Source organism: Roseibium sp. (genome assembly GCF_051016195.1).
Taxonomy (GTDB): domain Bacteria; phylum Pseudomonadota; class Alphaproteobacteria; order Rhizobiales; family Stappiaceae; genus Roseibium.
Genome location: NZ_CP134616.1, coordinates 2,879,179 through 2,899,607, shown reverse-complemented (window position 1 = coordinate 2,899,607; position 20,429 = coordinate 2,879,179). Strand labels below are relative to the sequence as shown.

The window sequence follows — 20,429 nt, the reverse complement described above, 5'->3', positions numbered from 1 at the left end:
TACCTCTCCATAAATAACGGACATTTGAGCAAATGGAAGCTTTTATCGATTTTTTTTGACAAACACATGTTTTATCGCTTTCGCTTCACCCGGTGCCCGGCAGCACCAGCAGCCAGCGGGCCGAAAGTTTTTGAGGAGACGCACGACTCCCTGATGCGCAAGATCCGCTACGCACTCAACAATCCGGAAGCGAGCGCGGCCCGGCACCGCTTGCCTTCCTTGTCACGTTCTTGCCGGGATCAGGGACAGCGGGATGTTCGCTCACGCCGCAGCGAAGTGCGGCTACCGGCCCAATGCTGCCATTGAAGCTTCTGTCGAGAAATTTCCGCTTCGCGCCGCCAAGCACGAACCCGCTTCGCGGGAGGGTGCACGTGGCGCGGTTTGGTGGATTTCTCTGAGGCTCTGGGCAGGTAGAGGCAAAGGTCCGAGCATGGAGTTCCTTTCAACCGGAGGAACTCAACATGACGACCTTTCAGACCGAAGCCCCGATCACACAGCTACGCCAGCGCATGCAGCAAGACATGGTGATGCGGGGCCTGGGCTCCCATACACAGCAGGATTACGTTCGCCACGTCCGGAACTTCGCCGCTTTCCTCGGGCGTCCTCCCGACACCGCGACCACGGAGGACATCCGGCACTACCAGTTGCACCAGCATGAGACCGGCGTAGGTCCGGCGACGATCAACAGCACGGTTTCGGCGCTGCGCTTCCTGTTCACAGTAACGCTGAACCGACGGGATCTGTCGCGAACTCTGGTGATCACCCGCAACCCGCGCAAGCTGCCCGAGGTGTTGAGTGTGGAGGAAGCCGCTCAACTGCTCGAGGCGGCACCGGGCATCAAATACAAGGCAGCGCTCGGTGTTGCCTATGGCGCGGGCCTGCGCGTCTCCGAGGTCGCGCATCTCAAGGTCGACGATATCGACTCGACCCGCATGCTGATCCGCGTCGAACAGGGCAAGGGACGCAAGGACCGCAACGCCATGCTCTCACCGCAACTCCTGGAGCTTTTGCGTGTATGGTGGCGCGAAGGAAAGCGGCGCGGCGTGATGCTGCCCCATGGCTGGCTGTTTCCGGGACGCAGTTGCACCGATCCGATCTCGTCACGGCAATTGCATCGCGCAGTGCAGGAAGCGGCCGAGGTCGCCGGCCTCCGCAAACGTGTCAGCCCGCATACATTACGGCACAGCTTCGCCACACACCTTCTGGAGGACGGCACCGATATCAGGGTCATCCAGGTTCTGCTTGGACACAGCAAGCTTGAGACAACCGCCCTTTACGCCAAGGTCTCGACCCGAACGATCCACGCGGTTGCGGGGCCTCTCGATCGGCTGATGGCGCTGATGGAAGGCAAGACGCCGCCCGAGTGAACAAGTGCGCACCTCAATCGAGGTCGCTGACATCTTCCGCGCTGCCGGTCCCGCCTACCGGGCAACCCATGAAGGACACCTGAGCCTTGCCCAGCTCAAGGTGATGTCGGCGGTCGAACAGTGCCGCACAGCTGCCTTGGGCGGACATGTCGAGGCCTGCGAGGACTGCGGGCATTGGCGCATCGCCTATAACAGCTGCCGCAACCGGCACTGCCCCAAGTGCCAGGGTGCCACCGCGCGCGCTTGGCTCGCCGAGCGGGAGGCCGACCTCTTGCCGGTCGGCTACTTCCACGTCGTCTTCACGTTGCCCGCCGAGATCGCCTCCATCGCCTTCCAGAACAAGGCGTTGGTCTACGACCTGTTGTTCCGGGCTGCCTCAGAGACGATGCTGACAATCGCCGCCGACCCGAAGCACCTCAGCGCCCGCATCGGCATCACAGCGGTGCTCCACACTTGGGGATCGGCGATGACCCACCATCCCCATGTGCACATGATTGTGCCGGGCGGCGGCATCTCCCTCGACGGAACGCGCTGGATATCGTCACGCCCCGCATTCCTCCTGCCGGTGCGCGCCCTGGGCAAGTTGTTCCGTCGCCTGTTCCTGACCCGGCTGATCGCGCTCCACGATGCCGGCCGGCTCGCCTTCTTCGGATCTATGGCCCATTTGGCGGACCGCGGCGTCTTTCTGCGTCACCTGAAGCCTGTGCGCAGCAAACGCTGGATCGTCTACGCCAAGCCGCCCTTCGCCGGACCGGAAGCGGTACTCGCCTATCTGGCGCGCTACACCCACAGGGTCGCCATCTCGAACCGCCGCCTCATCGGCTTCGACGAGAACAAGGTCACCTTCCGCTACAAGGATTACCGCCGTGGCGGCACCGACCGGCAGCAGGTCATGACCCTCGCCACCGACGAGTTCATCCGACGCTTCCTGCTCCATGTCCTGCCGCGCGGCTTCCACCGTATTCGCCATTACGGCCTCCTTGCCGGCACCTCTCGCAAGGCCAGTCTCGATCGTGCACGCGCATTGCTGAGCGTCGCTACAGTACCCGAAGACGACGCGCCAGAGGTGTCCGATACTCGGCCACCATGCCCTTGCTGTGGTGGACGCATGATCATCATCGAGACCTTCGCCCGCTGGCAACAGCCCCGCGCACCCCCGCACTGTGCCGCGTCAACCCGGGAGACTGCGCCATGACCCGGCATGGCCTGTTCGATCAACCGGCCGCCCTGCAACGGCATCAGCCGATGAGACGGCTTGCGCTCTGCGAAAACAGGACGGCTCTCAGCCGCGCAAACCCGCAACAGGCCAATGCGACAAGCGCTGCTCTAACGCCGGAAAGGCCATTGCGCACCCCGATCTGCCCACCAATTGTTGCTGATCGTAACTGCCCCAGACCTGCCGAAAAAAACAAAACCCCATAGCCTGCAATGCGCGGACCGCGGGTTCCTGCATGAGAGGTTTTCGTACGCCTAACGGCACCCGAAAACCTTAGCCATTTCGGTCGTCTGCCGGTTTTCGTTTGACACTCCAAAGCTGACATTCGTCGCAAATGTTGTGAAATTGTAAGTTGGGCGACAAGGGTGCATTTGCTGCGGAAATGACGACCGTCCTCTCATGGCAAGAGCGGGGCATTTCAGACCCCGCTCATTCGCTTTGTCACTCGACGAGAGTGATTTCTCCCGGGATGTAGTTGCCGTCGAGCCACTAGAAAGCTTATTCGGAATTTCAAACGGGCCTTTGTTGCCATCGACGAAAACGACGCGGCTTTGCGAAAGTTTAAACGAAACCCTGCTGACGTTGGAAACAAAGTCCGGTCAGCTCCCAGGTCGGTCATTCGTCGCATCGCCGCCCGATTCCAAACCAAATCGGCTTCATTTATGAGTCCGTACCCCAAAGTGGCAGCTCTTTACGAGTTGGTCGACCGGGGCATTGGCAAACGACTATTCATAGAAAGATGGAGAGTGGCGCAGCGTTGGCCATTGCTGGGGGTCATGCCCGTACACAACGAGCGCGTCTTCCCTGTGTGCAACATCCGATATCTTCCGAGTACTTAAGCGAATGGTCGGCTCGTCGTCCATATCAGTGACGAAAATAATGCGTGTTTCAGCATCAGACATCGAACTGTGCATGACGGCATCTGCGGCGAGCAAAACATTGCCCGAAACTGGAAGACGCAAAAGCACGGATTGATGGCCAGGGACATGCCCGCTGGTTTCCAGCAACTCCACGCCAGGAACCAACTCATAATCGCCGTCAATGAGCTGATACTTGAGCGAGGGGTGGTCCCAGGAAGCTCGATTTGCAGCAAACCGGGGATGGCCGCTTTTCGCCAGTTCATAGTGTTGCCGTTGGATGACAACTTCGGCGTTCGGGAACAAATCGTGGTTACCCGAATGATCGTCATCAAGATGAGTGCACACAAGGTAGCGAATGTCTGACGGTTGGAGGCCAATTTCCTTGAGACGGGCAAGCACGGTGTCTTCCGGTCGGATCTCGATCGACAGACCCGGCGGGTTTTGTGGATCGTCAACGGCAGACAAAGGCCATCCTGTATCGACCAGGATATTTGTGCCGTCATCTGTTTGAATGAGATAACCTGGCACAGGTATGTCACCAGGCTGCATGGTGCCGAGATGAAGAAAATAAAGACGCATATTGAACCCATTTCCATTCCAGAAATGCGAGCTTTGCCTCAAGTGGCTACGTCCGTATTGAAGAAATGGGACAAATGACGTCAAAAATAATAGGCGATGCCAGACAACGGATTTTTGGTGCCGAAATGTTCGGTCAGCTGTGTTCGGGCCGCCCGCGAATAGGCTCCCGGCGTCACGCCCAACCGCTCTCGCCAACTTCTTATCTGATGAGCCTGGTCACTATATCCCTTTTCGGAATCGCCCATTCCGGCCTGAACACTCTGCAAGCTTGAATGCAGCCGTTCCAGGCTCGCGAATTCCTTTGGACCAATTCCGAGATGTCTCCGGAAGAGGCGGTTGAGGTGCCTGCGATCTGTTCCGGCGAGCTTTGCTGCCGTCTCGACAGTGTCCCCGCGCTGCAAAGTGTGGAGGGCGATGGCCATCTGCTTGCTCTCTGGAACAGCTTGCGAGTTCCCAAGTCGGGACATTAACCACAGATCCAGAACCTCAGCGATCCGGCGAGGCTCGAGGGCGGAGCCAACATTGTTTTTCAGGGATATCGCCGGAGCATCACCCGTGACCGCGCCAAGTTCAAGCAACCTGTCGGCACTGGACGGCCCCGTATGCGGAAACAACCGTACAAGGCCCGGCATGGTCAGCATTACCATGACGAAGTACGTGTCTGACCATGAGCGCCAAACACGGTTTTGAGATTGCAGTCCCAGCAATGATACGCCCGGAACCAGTCGTCCGTTTTCCTCCGCGTTGGGTCTCCCTAAGTTGACTGACAAAACGGCATAGGGAACTGGGCTGGTTCGGATATCGGACCCAGCATGTTCTCCGGGCAGATCTTCGACAAACCAGTAGCCCTGAACGAGCGTGGCAAGGCCCCGGGCAGGAGGAAGAATTGTGAACATCAAACCTCTGCTTTGTTCTGCGGCTTCAGAAGAATTTCTCTCCTACACAGTTGGAAATCAGAGCTTCATTTGCAACCTGAACCTTAAAGCGGCTGCTCAAACATCGCTTCTGCCAGAAAACTGTCCTTTGTCTGGATCGAGTGGCTTTTCATCGCGATGAAGGAAAGAGCCCGCTTCGCGCCCCTATTCGGCCGTTCGATTGCGATCCCGATTTTGCCGAAAGCGGCCATTCGGCGGGATCAGAGCAAATGGCAGGAATGCGGACCTTTTGGACCTTGGCCGAATGGCAACCGCGACTCGAAACGGACATTCAACCTTGCTGCGGAATTGGACTGATTTTGCCCCCAAACGGACTTATGATCCAAGCCCGTGCGTGACGTCATCTATGCCAAGCTGTAGATGTCTACAGGCTCGCTGATGCCCCGTACATCGACCTGGCTGACTTTTGAGAGATCACTCACATTGGCCCCTTCAGCTGTTGTCCCGGAAACCAGGATCGACGTTCCTTGCTCCTTGTTTAACGCCTCAAGGCGCGATGCGAGATTGACCGGTTCCCCATAAACTGTATAGACAGCCCGCCCTCCACCACCGACATTGCCAGCAATCACGGGACCCGTGCTTACACCCACCCGGATCTCCAACTTCTCGCCTGCAAAGGTGGTCGATTGCACCAGTTTCAATAGATCGGTCGCAGCATCGATTCCACGTTGCCTGTGCTCCGGGTCTTCTGCTGGTACGTTGAAGGTGGCAAGCACGGCATCGCCGATAAACTGGGTCACAACCCCGTTGTGTGTGCCGATTATTTCTGAGGCGGCTTCAAAGTAGGCGTTGAAAGTATCAACAATTGCCTGCGCTCCTTTGGTCTCGGTCAGCGCCGTGAAATCCACCACGTCCGCAACCAGGACAGTTGCTTCCCGTTCCACCGGGGCTAGTGCTCCTTCATGCCGGATCATGGAATCGGCAACCGCTTTGGGGACAAAACGGCCGAACAACTGCGAAATCGACGCAACGGCCCGGTCCGCCTCCAATTGGCGACGAACAACATCACGTGCCCGTCGCATGACGATGGCAATGAGCGTTGCAACGACGAAATAGATCGTAGCCTCCTGCATCCGCGTGCCCGAGGCCGCGAAATCGACGTCCAGAAAGACGGCGAGAAACTCTTCCGGCGTTGGGTTCACCGGGACATCACCCCATTCCAGAATCCGCTCCATACCCGAGCGAATGTAGAGAAAGGCCGCCATCCATCCGGCCGCGCCCGCCACACCCGACCAGAAAACAAGGCCCGGTGAGAAACTGAAAGCGGCAACGGCCAGTATGAGAAAGTAGAAGAGAAACACCTGAAACCGGAAGATCATCACCTGCGGAACCTGACTTACCGGCTCGGCGGGCAGGAATGCCACTGCCGCACTCAGCAAGAAAATGTCGATGGTGATGAAGGCGTATTTCACCCAGGGCCGGTCAATGGACGATCCGATGATGCGGAAATGAAGCAGCCCGAGCGCTATGAATAGCGAACCGCCCAGGATGAAGTCCGGCGCTCGTTCAGCACCACGGGTGAGTGCCATAAAGGCCACAACGAACACGACCGTAATGATCCTGCCCTTGATGGCCAGCTTCAATCCCGCCTGCTCGGCAGCGTAGAACATCTGGTCGGATTCTGTCTTTGTGGTGTCGCTGTTCATGGTCCGGAGCCTGACCGTTGTAAACCAAATTTCAAATCCCAAAGTGACTGAGTCATTTCAGCGTGTTTCGCATATGCCGAGTTGGCTTGCCATTCGTTAAATTCGGGGTTCATCCCACACCCAAGTACCGTTTTGAAATCCGGACCAAGCAGGCTGCGAAAGATAACACCTCGAGGGTCGACTGCGATGTGAACCAACCGCTTGCGAGGCTCGACGGGCTCACAGCTCATGAATTTGCAAGCAAGTCCGACGAAAACCACACCGCGACCAGAGCTAAGTCATCAATGCGGACAATCTAGTCACCTGAATCTGAAGTTCGACTCATTTTGCAGCGGTCTTCAAACGAACTTCAGATTCAAGAAGGTGACGAGCAAGTCTATGTTTCTAGTGCGGTTTACGAATTTGAAGTTCGCTTCGGAGTCTGCAGAAGCAATGATGCGAACTTCAAATTCACCGCACTAGGGAGAAGGTCAGTTGAACCGGTCAACAAGTCTCTCCAAGAGATGCCAGAGTACACGACCGGCACAACTTTTTTGGTTGCGGCTTGTGCTGTCTTTCGGTGACACTGTTTGCGGTCATCTTGTTCCCAATATGGTAGTCCGCGTGAAACAAGTTCATTTTGCCCTAATCGCCATCTCCTGCATGCTAGCCGCGTGCAACACGACTTCGACATCGCCGGGCGGCGCTCCTTTGGGCAGCGACGGGCCCCCAGCCGTGGAGCGCGGCATCGTAGGAGAATGGAACTTCAAGGCGACAGACAGCGTGTTGTCATGCCGACTTAAAGTTTCCGGCAAGAACGATAACCGAGAAGGAAACGCGACAGGCTTCGGGTGTATAGGGCTCGACGAATTTTTGATGGTCAACAAGTGGAAACGGGAACGGGGCACGGTAGAGTTCTTCCGTTTGGGTGACGATCGTCCAGTCGCGGCTGTCTATCGGGTCAGCCGGGACAAGTTTCGGGGTGAGCTTTTGCCATCCGGTCGTGAAGTTGTCATGACGCGGCGTTGACCTTGGAGAGTGCCTTGGCAAGGCCGACGCATCCGGAGCGAAGTCAAACAGTAAAATTGAGCGCCTGGATGGAGAACTGAAATCGAAACAGGCGCATTCATCGCTCGGAACTTTGAAGCCGAGCGACTTTGCAGCCAACTGACTGAAGCCCGAAAAGTTGCATGAAACCCAGACCAGAATCTGGGTGAATTCAATCCCGGCCATTCACTGACAATCATCATGGACCACACGCGGGGGGTGATCGGTCGAAGGTTAATCCAAAACGTGACTGCACGCTGAGAGGTTTCTTTCACCTATCGTTTCACGCAGATTCGTGATTTGATCTAAGGATCGGGCATGCTCCCACAGATTTTTTCTTGGCCCCTTGGTCGATGAAATGTTGCGAAAGTCAGGTACAGAGTAATGCGTATGCGACTTGGATGCCGGCTTACTTTCCAACTCCCCGCACCGACACCAATGATCCTGTTGCTCAATGTGCACTATTCGCGAGCAAGCGATCTCGAACAGCCTGATCTTCTGGTGACGGATCCATCGGTTGCAATCGAGGCATACCGTGACGATTTTGGAAATTGGTGCAACCGTGTCAAAGCGCCTGTCGGCCGTTTTGTCGTTTCCACAGAAGGTTTGATTCGAGACACCGGTCTCTCAGACCCTGTCGATGAAGCCGCTGAACAGCACCCGGTCGAGCAGTTGCCAGGCAACGTGCTCACTTACCTCCTTCCAAGCCGCTATTGCGAGAGCGATGTGCTCTCCGACTTCGCGTGGAAACACTTTAGCGAGGTCCCTCCAGGCTGGCAGCGGGCACAGGCTGTCTGCGACTTCGTTCATAAGCATGTGCGTTTCGGATACGAGCATTCGCGGGCAACCCGAACTGCGGTTGAAACGTTGAACGAAGGAATTGGAGTTTGCCGAGACTACACTCATCTGGCGATTGCTTTGTGCCGATGTCTCAACATACCAGCGAGATACAGCACCGGTTATGTCAGCGATATCGGGCAGCAGCCACCTTATGCTCCGATGGATTTCGCTGCCTGGATGGAAGTTTATCTTGGCGGCAAATGGTGGGTTTTTGACCCGCGCAACAACGACACCCGTTTCGGACGGGTGCTTATTGCCCGCGGCCGTGACGCCGCAGACGTTCCGTTAACACACAGCTTTGGGCACCATGAGCTGTGTGGGTTTGAAGTCTGGATAGACAAGATCGAGGAAGCAGCAGAACCATCGCGTGGACAAAATTAGGACACGGCGAAGGCCTATATGCGCAGAATCTGAACGCATTGGACATCAAACTCTTATGTATTTATCGCACCTCCGACTGCCCAGGTCATGCACCATGAACAACGCGAATTTCTGCTACGGGTAGTCTGGAACCTATTTGACATCGGTCGTTGTGAGCACAACGGTGGCTCTCGGCTTGCGGGAGTAAGTCTTACGGGTTGATTGTTCAATTTCTGACCTGCTCCCCTGAAATTTCCTCGTTTTGAGGTTAGTCTGTTCCCAATTGAAGGAAACAGACGATGAAGCGATCCAGGTTCTCTGAAGAACAGATCATTGGCATTTTGAAAGAGCATCAGGCGGGTATCTCAGCCGCCGAGCTATGCCGCAAGTATGGCGTCAGCGATGCGACGTTTTACAAGTGGCGCTCAAAGTACGGCGGCATGGAGGTGTCTGAGGCCAAACGTCTGAAGACCCTCGAAGAAGAGAACACGAAACTTAAGAAGCTGCTCGCGGAGTCGATGATGGATGTATCGACGCTTCGTGAGATGCTCGGAAAAAACTTCTGACGCCTGGCTTGAGGAGGAATGCCGTGAGCTGGGCAATCGAGACCAAGGGATATTCGCAACGCCGCGCCTGCGGGCTGGTCGGTATCGACCCGCGCGTGTACCGCTATCGGTCCACGAGATCCGACGATGCTGACCTGCGCCAAAGGCTCAGGGAACTGGCATCAGAGCGCAGGCGGTTTGGTTATCGTCGGCTGCACATGCTGCTGAAGCGCGAAGGCATCGAGGCCAACTGGAAGAAGGTCTACCGGATCTACCGGGAAGAGCGTCTCACGGTGCGCAAGCGTGGAGGCCGGAAACGAGCCCTTGGAACGCGGGTGCCGATGGCTGTGCCGCAAGCCGCCAATCAGCGGTGGTCGCTTGACTTTGTCTCCGATGCCCTGATTGACGGACGCCGGTTCCGTATCCTGTGTGTCATAGACGACTTCAGCCGGGAATGTCTGGCAACTGTCGTCGACAACTCGATCTCCGGAACCCGGGTATCGCGGGAACTGGACATGATCGCGGAGCGCCGTGGTCGCTATCCCTTGATGGTGGTCAGCGACAACGGTACTGAGCTGACGTCAAACGCCATGCTCAAATGGCAACAGGATCGCAGCGTGGAATGGCACTACATCGCCCCACGCAAACCCATGCAGAACGGCTTTGTCGAGAGCTTCAATGGACGCTTGAGAGACGAATGTCTCAACGAGCACCTGTTCCAAAGCTATCGTTATGCTCGTGAGATCATCGAAAACTGGAGGATAGACTACAATCTGAACCGACCGCATACGAGCCTCGACGGGCTCACACCATACGAATTTGCAAAACAGTCCATGACGGATCACAACGTGAACAGCGCTAACTTATGAATGCGGACAATCAGGGGAGCAGGTCATTTCGGTTCGCATTCGATCGAACACGGCGAGATACTGAGCTTCGTCCGATATCCTCTCTTTCGTTGCTGCCTTGAGAATTGCGACATCAACAAAAACGGAAACTTCAAACACCCCGTCGTATCCAGTGAACCGAATTGATTGTCTCCCCGGGTCGTAGCTTCTGCTTTGATTGGGAAAGCTCAATGCCATCGTTTCTGCTCCGTCAACGACCGGGATTTATTTGATTCTATGGACACAAGGCCCCCCGGCTTTTGGGAGATAGTGCGGGTCTCAGTTATCAATGGCGAAGGTATGGTCTTAAGATCTGAGCAGCTCTTTGGTGCGCATGTCATCTAAGTTCCTTGGGTGATATTGTGCTTCCAGCTGTCACCGATCAGATGACTGTCGCCTGCCTCCCGTACATGCTTTACCTGCGCAATGGTAAGTCCATGCTCGACATTGCGTAAGCCAACTTCTCGCAAGCGTTCCAGATCCGCCAACACTCCGTAAGCTTCGTGACGCGAGATAGCTGTCAGCCTCGTCCGCGACCAGCAGGGGCTTCCCGTTTCTTCATCGGAAGCAGACCTTCGCGCTGAGCGAGCTTGCGCGCCGCCTTGCGGTTTCGACGGATGGCTTCACCCTTTTCGCGAGCGCGTTTTTCAGATGGCTTTTCATAGGCCCGTTTGGCCTTCATTTCCCGAAAAAGTCCTTCCCGTTGTAGCTTCTTTTTAAGGACCCGAAGCGCTTTGTCCACGTCATTGTTACGTACAAAAACTTGCAATTGATTTCCAATTCTTACTGGTGGATTCGTTTGGTTCTCGCGACTGCCATCTCATGTTCTTCAAATACTCAATAAAGGTTTGCTATTCGCCCTTCGCGGGGCTTTCAACTTCTCCCTCATCCTGCGGTCCAGTCTTGCGAGCCTCCGCTTTTTCAGTTTTGGCTTTAAGGCGTTCTGCCTTCTTGGCGGCTTTCAACTTGACCCGCTCGGACCGCTCAAAACTGTAGTTGGGCTTCCGTGGCATGATTGACCTATCCTTTTGCCCTCTTACCCGAGGGTTTTCTGGTTTTGCTCTCGCGTGAACTTGCGAAGCATGCTTGCACAATCTCTAGCGGCACCTTTTAACGATCGCGACGCGGAACTTGACACACCGGCCATAGGTGGGTTTGGGCTCTCTCAGAAATCGGGATCACCAGCTCGCGCGTCAGCGCCAAGAGCTGTGCCCAGAACCGATCGCCTTCCTTCCAGATTGTCCGAGAACGGCAGAGGGAAAGCCGTGATCCTGGCGGTTTCCATCCGACCAATGCTCTGCGGATCTGCACCATCAAGCGATTCGGGAATGGCTATGGCCTGATTTAGCGTTGGTATGGTGTAGTTTGCCTCACGCAAAGCGCGCAGCTGCCGCCCGGACAGGCCGAGGTCGGCGATAGTGCTTACAGCCAAATTCAATTTTCCTTATTCACCGGCCGCTCGGAAATGGACTCCGACAGGATTGTTATCCGCAGCGTCATCCACGCGCTTCTGGAACTGACGGATTGACTTCCGATTCCTCAAACGATCTCGCCGCATGACTGGGAACGAAACGAGATCCCCTTTAAGGCCAAACCCATTGTGGACCTTCCCCCTGAATATGCAAGGAAATTGTGGGAGTATAGAAACCAGATCAACAGATAGAACAGTCAGTATTTTTGAGTTCGGCAGAATCAAAAGACTAAATAATTCCAATATTAATTGCCACTCGGCGAGCAATTCCCCAACAAACATTTTAAGAATTGCTTCGAAAAAAGAAAATTTGAACAGCGAACAGCAAGGAACGTATCAATTACGCCCACACGTCGCTTCGGGCCACCGCCCACCAGCGTCGGAAGACATCTGCCAGAAGCGCCACAGCACATTGGTCCTCACCCTTTGAAAGGGTCCGAATTGAAAGCGAGTTTTCGTCACATTTCTGATGAAAGAAGAGCTTCCCGATGCCGAAGTAAGGGGTTTCAGATGAGAAGATCGCGTTTGCGTTGAGGCAAGCGGAAACCGGCACAACGTTTGGCGAAACTTGTCGGAAGACGTGTGTTGCCGAGGTGACTTTCTATCATTGAAAGAAAGTCTATGCCGGAATGGGCGTTGCGGAGACATGGCGGCTTAGGCCGCTCGAGTACAAGAATCATAAAGTCAGTATTTGACCCTCGAGTTGCTATCCGTCCTCTTCTTCCGCGTGTTCCCTGTTTTGGCAAGCAGCGAATTTTTTTCCAACGCAAGTCGGGCAGCCTTGAGCCTCTCGGTCTTGAGACGTCGCTGTTCGACCTCTGATTGTGCGATCTCTGATGAAATTCGTCTGGTCAATTCGGCTTTGGTGTCAGCGTTCATTCGCTGCGTCTTGCCAAGTTTGCTGCGTTTGTTCGCGGAGGTCATTGTTTTCGCTTCTTCAAGTGTTCGGAATGCAAAAAAGGCCGGGATTTGCCCGGCCTTTCCACCTATCCTTCACAGTTCGTGCCAGTACATCCGTGGTCAGGGACCGGGGACAAGAATCAGGCTTCTCGCAAATTGTCTGCGGAAGACTTGCCTAACATGGCATCACCGAGGGCATCGACCTCAAGGAGGGCTCGGGCATCAGCACCCGGAACCGCTTCTCGACCCAGGGCCTTGGCAGGATACGTGAACACCACCAAACACGGCCTGGTGCCCTTCGTGATCTCGCTCGGCGGCAAGACGGGAAAGACCCGGTTCCGCCTGCTCAGGGCCCTTGAGCTCGGCCTCTAGTGCGGTGAATTTGTAGTTCGCATCAGTGTTTCAGCAAACTCCGAAGCGAACTTCAAACTCGTAAACCGCACTGGGTGTTGGACCCACAAATGAGGCCGCAATGGCATGCGAAATGGCGGAATGCCGTTAGGAAGGGTGTGCGGAGCGAGCTTCCTGCCCGGTCAAGCACGCTGCCGCCAAATCGGCTTCAGTTATGAGTCCGTGCCCTCAGAAAACCCAGATCGACAATCGCCACAACGAAGGCGAAAAAGGCCAGAAAGACCAGCGTGCCGCCGAGCGCGGTCGGGCTTGAAACCGTCAGCCCGCCGATCTCTTCGCGGGTAAAGCCGATGCCGGCCGTCTGCGCGAAATTCACCAGCGTGCCCGGTGCGAAATAGGCAAGGAGCCACAGCCTGATGTTCGCGCGCCCGCGATCCCGGAGCCGTTTCATGGAAAGCGCGACGGCCGGGTAAAGGAACAGCAGCAGGATCCCGAACCCGATCCACTGACCCAGTTGTCCCATGGCAAGTACAAGCCCCGTGACCAACAGGGATAACAGAACACCGGCAACGAACAAGACCCCGAACCCGACCCAGAACCGGCCGCGCCCGATCTTTCCCGCCGTACTGAACAGGAGGCTCATGAAGCGCTCCTTTCTACTGCGTGAACGTGAAGGTAAGCGTGCTCGATTGGCCTTCGCCGATGGTCACGGACTGCGTGTGGGTCTCGCCCGTGTCCTCGTTCTTCAGTGTCACGTCGTAGATGCCCGGCGTCACGTAATTGGCACCTCTCTGGTTGCGCCAGCCGGTCCGGCCGATCTCGCTGCCGCCGGCACCGCCGCCCTTGCCGTGAAAGCCGAGTTCCATCAGAGCATCATCCGCCAGCCCCTCGGCTTCCAGAACCAGCCGGCCCTGGCCGGTGATCTCCAGTTCGAGCAACTGGTTGCCGTCCTCGGCAGCTGGCAGCGCGACGATTTCGCGGTGATCATGCCCCTTGAACGTCAGTTCAACGCCGATCTCGCCGTCACTGAGCGGGTAAACGCCGTCAACGCCAAGAGGGTCGAACCGCTCCGCCCAGTTGATCCAGAAGATCGACCCGTCCGTGCCCCTGTCAACACTCTCCACCTTGCCGACCTTGCTGAAAGCCCATTCGACATCCGCGCTGACATCGGTGCGCCCGGTCCCGAATACCGGCACGATTTTCAAGCCCTTGACGGCCTCACCCTGCCCGCTCCCCGCGTCCTCGCCGTTACACCCCGCCAGCCCGAGCGCCAGCACAAGAAAAAGAGGAAATCTGATGCGCGTGAACACGGGACTTGCTCCGGTTTTGAAAAATCTGAAAGCCGCGCAGACCCGGCGGAGGCGGCAAAAATGAACTCAGTCAATGCATCGCCGGTCGAAGGCCGGACTGCGCGAGAAAACCACAGAGGCAGCAAAGCGGATAGTTATGGAAATCCTTAGGGGGGCGGGAAGTTTGGGTTGGGATGTGCGGTGCTGATTGGCGTTCTTGCGTTTGTGGCGCGGGTGTTCTCCCTCGTTGACACCAGTAATGAAATCAGAATGTTCTTCCGCTTTGCGCCCTCGAGCACGAACCCGCTTCGCGGGAGGGTGCACGTGGCGCGGTTTGGTGGATTTCTCTGAGGCTCTGGGCAGGTAGAGGCAAAGGTCCGAGCATGGAGTTCCTTTCAACCGGAGGAACTCAACATGACGACCTTTCAGACCGAAGCCCCGATCACACAGCTACGCCAGCGCATGCAGCAAGACATGGTGATGCGGGGCCTGGGCTCCCATACACAGCAGGATTACGTTCGCCACGTCCGGAACTTCGCCGCTTTCCTCGGGCGTCCTCCCGACACCGCGACCACGGAGGACATCCGGCACTACCAGTTGCACCAGCATGAGACCGGCGTAGGTCCGGCGACGATCAACAGCACGGTTTCGGCGCTGCGCTTCCTGTTCACAGTAACGCTGAACCGACGGGATCTGTCGCGAACTCTGGTGATCACCCGCAACCCGCGCAAGCTGCCCGAGGTGTTGAGTGTGGAGGAAGCCGCTCAACTGCTCGAGGCGGCACCGGGCATCAAATACAAGGCAGCGCTCGGTGTTGCCTATGGCGCGGGCCTGCGCGTCTCCGAGGTCGCGCATCTCAAGGTCGACGATATCGACTCGACCCGCATGCTGATCCGCGTCGAACAGGGCAAGGGACGCAAGGACCGCAACGCCATGCTCTCACCGCAACTCCTGGAGCTTTTGCGTGTATGGTGGCGCGAAGGAAAGCGGCGCGGCGTGATGCTGCCCCATGGCTGGCTGTTTCCGGGACGCAGTTGCACCGATCCGATCTCGTCACGGCAATTGCATCGCGCAGTGCAGGAAGCGGCCGAGGTCGCCGGCCTCCGCAAACGTGTCAGCCCGCATACATTACGGCACAGCTTCGCCACACACCTTCTGGAGGACGGCACCGATATCAGGGTCATCCAGGTTCTGCTTGGACACAGCAAGCTTGAGACAACCGCCCTTTACGCCAAGGTCTCGACCCGAACGATCCACGCGGTTGCGGGGCCTCTCGATCGGCTGATGGCGCTGATGGAAGGCAAGACGCCGCCCGAGTGAACAAGTGCGCACCTCAATCGAGGTCGCTGACATCTTCCGCGCTGCCGGTCCCGCCTACCGGGCAACCCATGAAGGACACCTGAGCCTTGCCCAGCTCAAGGTGATGTCGGCGGTCGAACAGTGCCGCACAGCTGCCTTGGGCGGACATGTCGAGGCCTGCGAGGACTGCGGGCATTGGCGCATCGCCTATAACAGCTGCCGCAACCGGCACTGCCCCAAGTGCCAGGGTGCCACCGCGCGCGCTTGGCTCGCCGAGCGGGAGGCCGACCTCTTGCCGGTCGGCTACTTCCACGTCGTCTTCACGTTGCCCGCCGAGATCGCCTCCATCGCCTTCCAGAACAAGGCGTTGGTCTACGACCTGTTGTTCCGGGCTGCCTCAGAGACGATGCTGACAATCGCCGCCGACCCGAAGCACCTCAGCGCCCGCATCGGCATCACAGCGGTGCTCCACACTTGGGGATCGGCGATGACCCACCATCCCCATGTGCACATGATTGTGCCGGGCGGCGGCATCTCCCTCGACGGAACGCGCTGGATATCGTCACGCCCCGCATTCCTCCTGCCGGTGCGCGCCCTGGGCAAGTTGTTCCGTCGCCTGTTCCTGACCCGGCTGATCGCGCTCCACGATGCCGGCCGGCTCGCCTTCTTCGGATCTATGGCCCATTTGGCGGACCGCGGCGTCTTTCTGCGTCACCTGAAGCCTGTGCGCAGCAAACGCTGGATCGTCTACGCCAAGCCGCCCTTCGCCGGACCGGAAGCGGTACTCGCCTATCTGGCGCGCTACACCCACAGGGTCGCCATCTCGAACCGCCGCCTCATCGGCTTCGACGAGAACAAGGTCACCTTCCGCTACAAGGATTACCGCCGTGGCGGCACCGACCGGCAGCAGGTCATGACCCTCGCCACCGACGAGTTCATCCGACGCTTCCTGCTCCATGTCCTGCCGCGCGGCTTCCACCGTATTCGCCATTACGGCCTCCTTGCCGGCACCTCTCGCAAGGCCAGTCTCGATCGTGCACGCGCATTGCTGAGCGTCGCTACAGTACCCGAAGACGACGCGCCAGAGGTGTCCGATACTCGGCCACCATGCCCTTGCTGTGGTGGACGCATGATCATCATCGAGACCTTCGCCCGCTGGCAACAGCCCCGCGCACCCCCGCACTGTGCCGCGTCAACCCGGGAGACTGCGCCATGACCCGGCATGGCCTGTTCGATCAACCGGCCGCCCTGCAACGGCATCAGCCGATGAGACGGCTTGCGCTCTGCGAAAACAGGACGGCTCTCAGCCGCGCAAACCCGCAACAGGCCAATGCGACAAGCGCTGCTCTAACGCCGGAAAGGCCATTGCGCACCCCGATCTGCCCACCAATTGTTGCTGATCGTAACTGCCCCAGACCTGCCGAAAAAAACAAAACCCCATAGCCTGCAATGCGCGGACCGCGGGTTCCTGCATGAGAGGTTTTCGTACGCCTAACGGCACCCGAAAACCTTAGCCATATTGGTCGTTCACCGCATTGAAGACTGTGCCCGAAAGCAGAATGTCGGCTTTTGATGTTTGCGATGGCAGAAATCACTATTTTCAACACAGGCTAAGATATCGCGCCTTGCGCATGGACTTGAGCTAAATCGCTTCTGTGGATAATCAGATATAGTACTTGAAGGGTTGTGGCGCGTCTTCAAGTTCGGGTGCTGCGGTCAAAATTTCGCCAATCGCATTCGCGAATTTCAAAGTCACAGGCAGTCCATCTGAAAAACTGCATCCGTTAAAATTCACCTTGGTCAGCGCCATTATGTCAGCGAGTACCTGCTCAATCGGCGCATTGCCCCAATCAAGATTAATCGCAAGCGGATTGGGAACTTCGAATCCCGGATATGTGCCAAAGCGCGGAACATATCCTTTCGTCCACAAATAGGCCATGCGTTCATGAATCTCGAGATAGGAACCGCGAATAGGAGGCTGCTTTGCAAGTCGGTAAAGCTTTAGTTCATCAGTCGGCCTGATCCGGATCGCAACCACATTGGTTTGATTGGTGACCGCTGACAGAAAGCCGTCCCATTCACTTTTTTCAAAGCGCGTTCGTCCGTGAATGAACACTTCATCAGGCGGTGCTCCATGAATGTCTTCATAGGCTTTGACAGCAAGCTGCATCAGTTCCGCAGCCTTTTCCTGCGAAAGGTGAAACTGTTTGAGTTCCTTCGAGTACCACGGGCCAACCGCACCCCTGAAAACCAGCCCCTCCCCGGAACGTAAAAACAGCTGTGCACCGCAACAGGCATTTCCGGAGTTGGGATCTGACGGATCCAATTTGAAAACAATGCCTATGTAGCAAACACCTGGCCGGATATCCTTCAGCCTCCAAGGCGGACCCGCGCACTTATAGTAGGATGTAGTGCACAAATTCCACGCGATAGTGGCGGGATCCTGTGTCTTCCTCCTGACATTATCCATATCAAGGTCGGAGGCTTCCCGGAGCGTCGTTTCCTTCACAATCTGAATGACCGCTTTGCTGAGCAGTCTTGCTTTAAGTTGATTGTGAAAATTCAAGTCATAGAGCTGCAACTCGGCCTGCCAGTTGTCACCCTCAAAAAATGAGGGTGCATTCAGGAACTGTCGCGCATCCTTTTTGCTCATATCGGCTTTGCCCGCCACGCGCTCTGAAACCGGCGGTGCCTTCTTTGGACGCCCCCACAAATACACCTCGTCCGGTATCACGACATACCAGAAGTCAGGGGTAACATCGCTTTCTTCCCGCAGATATTTGGAAATCGCGTCCGCAAATATGTCTGTTGTGGCCTTGATTGCCTCATGGCGGTTTTGAAGCCGAATGGCCTTATCGATATCCACGGATTTAACTTCCACACAGGCAATCGGACTGTCGGGCCATTCGAGGCCAAAAGCCGCTTCAAAGCCCGGAAAGCCTGAATGGTGCGCGACATTTTCACGGAACGGTGGAATGTATCCCCGGACTGTCTCGACCCAGCTGTCAAATAGCGCAATACCAGTCTTCGTGCCGATAACGCCGAAACTAAGGGAGCCTTTTTTTGACGCCGCATCAGCAGGCCCGTACAGCATCAATCCGTCCTTGGGGTGCTCTTCGCACTGGTTGTTGGCAAATTGCAGCAGCGGCTCCGGGAGAAGCTTTATTTTCTTTTCAGCCGTCGACATCGTTGTCCTCATTTTCATCGAGGGAACGGAACGCCGGGTCGTTAAGACGTTCATGCGTTTCAGAGGCTTCAAAGCTGGCAAGCTCTTCATCGTCGGTTTCCAGATTGACAGGATCAGCAGTAATCCCGAAATCGGCATCGAAAGTCATCGGGACTTTTCTGAGCCTGATGGCTTCGCTGGCAGATACGGCCAGTTTGATTTCATCTTCGGAGTCGGCAAGCCAGTTCGCGAAGCCCAATATTAGTCCGCGCCATCTTTCGTTGAACCACATGCTGGTGACTGAGCGCCTTACTGAATTCAGGCGTGTCTTGTTTGCAAGAGGTGCTTGCCCGTCTTCGGAAATAATTATCCGGGGCTGGATGGCAATATATGGTACCTCGGTGGAGTAGGGTTTGGCCGTGAAACCCAAATGCCAATAATATCTCGGGATAACGGTATCGTCTGGGCCATCTTTCTTTCCCCGTGTTCCGCGAACGGCACGTTTACGGGGCTTACCGTTGAAATCCGTGTAACGAAGCTGCTCATCTTCGACCAAGCCCTCAGGAAACCACCAAGCAAGTTTCTGGTTCGCCATTTCGTAGGGTGTCAGGCCTTTTGCCCGCAATGTGTTATCCCATGCCTGCCTGAACAATGAAGAGATTTTGTTCTTCGCGTCCCGGGGTGCAATGCCAAGAATGTCGCCGGTTTCGCCGATAAGAAAGTCATCGGTTTTCAGGGTGCCCCGTGATGATATCGGGACAGACGGCCCCAGTGCGGTTTGAAGTTCGGTCAAATCTACAAATGATACGAGCAACCGGCCATGATCAGAGCACGGCAACGCGCACTCAGATGCAATGGACCGCAATTCGTTTTGCTTTAGCTCGCGCTGAACTTCATAAAAGCGGAGTGTTTCGGGAACTGCTGTGACCGCAAGCCAGTTTGTCTGGAGCTTCTCGCGGACGCTTGAGATAGTTTTGGAAAGTTCCTGATGAACATCTCGCCAACCTGAAATGGATGGGTGGGGGTCGCGGCTTCGGGCCACATCATCGCGCTCCAGAACCTTGATGATCCTGTGCAGACCATCCGCCCAGTTATGCTGGCAATCGATGCCATTCAGGCGGATAAAATCGATGGGAAAATTGCTGAAGCTGGTTTGATCGATTCGAACCGGGACCAGAAAATATTGGTCTGAAAGACTCTTTTTCATAATGTCTGCCAAGGCAACTTCTTTAGCAATCCCGTCTCTCAAAAGCCCTTCTGCGTCAAAGGCATTTTTTGAAACGACAAGAATCATCTTTGCAGCTTGGTTTCTGATGACCCTTTCGATGTCTTTCCAGAAATCTTCGCCCCCAAGCAGCTTCTCCTGATCACACCAGACATTATAACCGGCAAGCGCCAGCCTTGAGGCCAGCCAGACGGAGAACGCATTGTCACCAGGGGTTGCGTGACTAATGAATACGGCATCTCTTTGTTGTTGGGTTTCCAACTATTTCGAGTTCTTTGCTGATGAGAATCGCTCATACATTAAACGAGGTAACAATCGAAAACACAACCGAGAGTTGAAGCATTTCTTTTCGAGATTTCAAATGTGGACAATTAGGCGGCGAGCTGTTTATTCGGGTTGATATCCCTTAGCAATTTTTAGGTGGGTGCTGGGTTAAGTCGTCCTTGAGATAGGCTCATGCTCAATGG

Annotated in this window: 18 protein-coding genes; 6 read left to right on the top strand and 12 right to left on the bottom strand. The window is 56.1% G+C overall.

All coding sequences use genetic code 11. The annotated features are described in order from the left end of the window. Positions 1-461: 461 nt before the first annotated feature. Both RDA78_RS13355 and RDA78_RS13350 read left to right on the top strand, forming a co-directional pair. Positions 462-1,367: a tyrosine-type recombinase/integrase gene (locus RDA78_RS13355; protein WP_434053053.1), complete on the top strand. Its 906-nt coding sequence runs from the start codon at positions 462-464 to the stop codon at positions 1,365-1,367. Positions 1,368-1,371: 4 nt separating this feature from the next. Continuing rightward, entirely contained in the window at positions 1,372-2,562 is a 1,191-nt protein-coding gene (locus RDA78_RS13350; RefSeq protein WP_434053052.1) for an IS91 family transposase, read from the top strand. A gap of 746 nt (positions 2,563-3,308) precedes the next feature. Here RDA78_RS13350 and RDA78_RS13345 read toward each other — a convergent pair. The 5 genes from RDA78_RS13345 to RDA78_RS13325 form a co-directional block, all read right to left on the bottom strand. After that, complete coding sequence (locus RDA78_RS13345) at positions 3,309-4,022, bottom strand: N-acyl homoserine lactonase family protein (RefSeq protein ID WP_434055787.1); 714 nt, start codon at positions 4,020-4,022, stop codon at positions 3,309-3,311. An 80-nt stretch (positions 4,023-4,102) separates the two neighbouring features. Continuing rightward, a complete protein-coding gene (locus RDA78_RS13340) occupies positions 4,103-4,918 on the bottom strand; it encodes a helix-turn-helix domain-containing protein (RefSeq protein WP_434055786.1) in 816 nt (271 codons plus the stop codon). 83 nt (positions 4,919-5,001) lie between these two features. Beyond that, entirely contained in the window at positions 5,002-5,148 is a 147-nt protein-coding gene (locus RDA78_RS13335) for a hypothetical protein (RefSeq protein WP_434055785.1), read from the bottom strand. A 153-nt stretch (positions 5,149-5,301) separates the two neighbouring features. Further along, positions 5,302-6,540 carry an adenylate/guanylate cyclase domain-containing protein gene (locus tag RDA78_RS13330; RefSeq protein ID WP_434055784.1) on the bottom strand — a complete coding sequence of 413 codons (1,239 nt, stop codon included), beginning with the start codon at positions 6,538-6,540 and terminating at the stop codon, positions 5,302-5,304. An 831-nt stretch (positions 6,541-7,371) separates the two neighbouring features. Further along, entirely contained in the window at positions 7,372-7,815 is a 444-nt protein-coding gene (locus RDA78_RS13325) for a hypothetical protein (protein WP_434055783.1), read from the bottom strand. Between the two features lie 198 nt (positions 7,816-8,013). On the opposite strand from RDA78_RS13325, the gene RDA78_RS13320 reads away from it, so the two are divergent. Both RDA78_RS13320 and RDA78_RS13315 read left to right on the top strand, forming a co-directional pair. Further along, positions 8,014-8,850, top strand: coding sequence for a transglutaminase-like domain-containing protein (locus tag RDA78_RS13320; protein WP_434055782.1), 837 nt, complete (start codon positions 8,014-8,016; stop codon positions 8,848-8,850). 278 nt (positions 8,851-9,128) lie between these two features. Continuing rightward, a protein-coding gene (locus tag RDA78_RS13315; protein WP_434052603.1) for an IS3 family transposase occupies positions 9,129-10,243 on the top strand; the annotation gives its coding sequence in 2 pieces (ribosomal slippage) (positions 9,129-9,384 and positions 9,384-10,243; 1,116 coding nt in all). On the opposite strand, the gene RDA78_RS13310 is transcribed toward RDA78_RS13315, so the two are convergent. The 5 genes from RDA78_RS13310 to RDA78_RS13290 all read right to left on the bottom strand — a co-directional run bounded on the left by RDA78_RS13310 (position 10,238) and on the right by RDA78_RS13290 (position 14,293). Next, positions 10,238-10,459, bottom strand: coding sequence for a DUF1488 family protein (locus RDA78_RS13310; protein WP_434055781.1), 222 nt, complete (start codon positions 10,457-10,459; stop codon positions 10,238-10,240). The genes RDA78_RS13315 and RDA78_RS13310 overlap by 6 nt on opposite strands. 322 nt (positions 10,460-10,781) lie before the next feature. Continuing rightward, positions 10,782-11,030: a 30S ribosomal protein S21 gene (rpsU, locus tag RDA78_RS13305; RefSeq protein WP_319386414.1), complete on the bottom strand. Its 249-nt coding sequence runs from the start codon at positions 11,028-11,030 to the stop codon at positions 10,782-10,784. 396 nt (positions 11,031-11,426) lie between these two features. Further along, positions 11,427-11,693: a hypothetical protein gene (locus RDA78_RS13300; protein WP_434055780.1), complete on the bottom strand. Its 267-nt coding sequence runs from the start codon at positions 11,691-11,693 to the stop codon at positions 11,427-11,429. A gap of 1,498 nt (positions 11,694-13,191) precedes the next feature. Beyond that, positions 13,192-13,626 carry a DUF805 domain-containing protein gene (locus tag RDA78_RS13295; RefSeq protein WP_434055779.1) on the bottom strand — a complete coding sequence of 145 codons (435 nt, stop codon included), beginning with the start codon at positions 13,624-13,626 and terminating at the stop codon, positions 13,192-13,194. A gap of 13 nt (positions 13,627-13,639) precedes the next feature. Next, entirely contained in the window at positions 13,640-14,293 is a 654-nt protein-coding gene (locus tag RDA78_RS13290; RefSeq protein ID WP_434055778.1) for a hypothetical protein, read from the bottom strand. Between the two features lie 393 nt (positions 14,294-14,686). On the opposite strand from RDA78_RS13290, the gene RDA78_RS13285 reads away from it, so the two are divergent. Both RDA78_RS13285 and RDA78_RS13280 read left to right on the top strand, forming a co-directional pair. Continuing rightward, the gene (locus RDA78_RS13285) at positions 14,687-15,592 is read left to right on the top strand and encodes a tyrosine-type recombinase/integrase (RefSeq protein ID WP_434053053.1); all 906 of its coding nucleotides are present in this window, start codon (positions 14,687-14,689) and stop codon (positions 15,590-15,592) included. Positions 15,593-15,596: 4 nt separating this feature from the next. Further along, the gene (locus RDA78_RS13280; protein WP_434053052.1) at positions 15,597-16,787 is read left to right on the top strand and encodes an IS91 family transposase; all 1,191 of its coding nucleotides are present in this window, start codon (positions 15,597-15,599) and stop codon (positions 16,785-16,787) included. A 447-nt stretch (positions 16,788-17,234) separates the two neighbouring features. Here the strand turns inward: RDA78_RS13280 and RDA78_RS13275 are convergent, their stop codons facing one another. Further along, positions 17,235-18,758: an argonaute/piwi family protein gene (locus tag RDA78_RS13275; RefSeq protein ID WP_434055777.1), complete on the bottom strand. Its 1,524-nt coding sequence runs from the start codon at positions 18,756-18,758 to the stop codon at positions 17,235-17,237. After that, a complete protein-coding gene (locus RDA78_RS13270) occupies positions 18,745-20,223 on the bottom strand; it encodes a toll/interleukin-1 receptor domain-containing protein (protein WP_434055776.1) in 1,479 nt (492 codons plus the stop codon). The genes RDA78_RS13275 and RDA78_RS13270 overlap by 14 nt, the downstream gene beginning before the upstream one ends. Between the last annotated feature and the right edge of the window lie 206 nt (positions 20,224-20,429).

Coding starts and splice junctions, on each gene's coding strand:
- RDA78_RS13340 (WP_434055786.1), bottom strand. CDS start 4,918: ATGTTCACAATTCTTCCTCCTGCCCGGGGCCTTGCCACGCTCGTTCAG.
- RDA78_RS13345 (WP_434055787.1), bottom strand. CDS start 4,022: ATGCGTCTTTATTTTCTTCATCTCGGCACCATGCAGCCTGGTGACATA.
- RDA78_RS13355 (WP_434053053.1), top strand. CDS start 462: ATGACGACCTTTCAGACCGAAGCCCCGATCACACAGCTACGCCAGCGC.
- RDA78_RS13275 (WP_434055777.1), bottom strand. CDS start 18,758: ATGTCGACGGCTGAAAAGAAAATAAAGCTTCTCCCGGAGCCGCTGCTG.
- RDA78_RS13325 (WP_434055783.1), bottom strand. CDS start 7,815: ATGGCCGGGATTGAATTCACCCAGATTCTGGTCTGGGTTTCATGCAAC.
- RDA78_RS13320 (WP_434055782.1), top strand. CDS start 8,014: ATGCGTATGCGACTTGGATGCCGGCTTACTTTCCAACTCCCCGCACCG.
- RDA78_RS13335 (WP_434055785.1), bottom strand. CDS start 5,148: ATGGCCGCTTTCGGCAAAATCGGGATCGCAATCGAACGGCCGAATAGG.
- RDA78_RS13310 (WP_434055781.1), bottom strand. CDS start 10,459: ATGGCATTGAGCTTTCCCAATCAAAGCAGAAGCTACGACCCGGGGAGA.
- RDA78_RS13295 (WP_434055779.1), bottom strand. CDS start 13,626: ATGAGCCTCCTGTTCAGTACGGCGGGAAAGATCGGGCGCGGCCGGTTC.
- RDA78_RS13285 (WP_434053053.1), top strand. CDS start 14,687: ATGACGACCTTTCAGACCGAAGCCCCGATCACACAGCTACGCCAGCGC.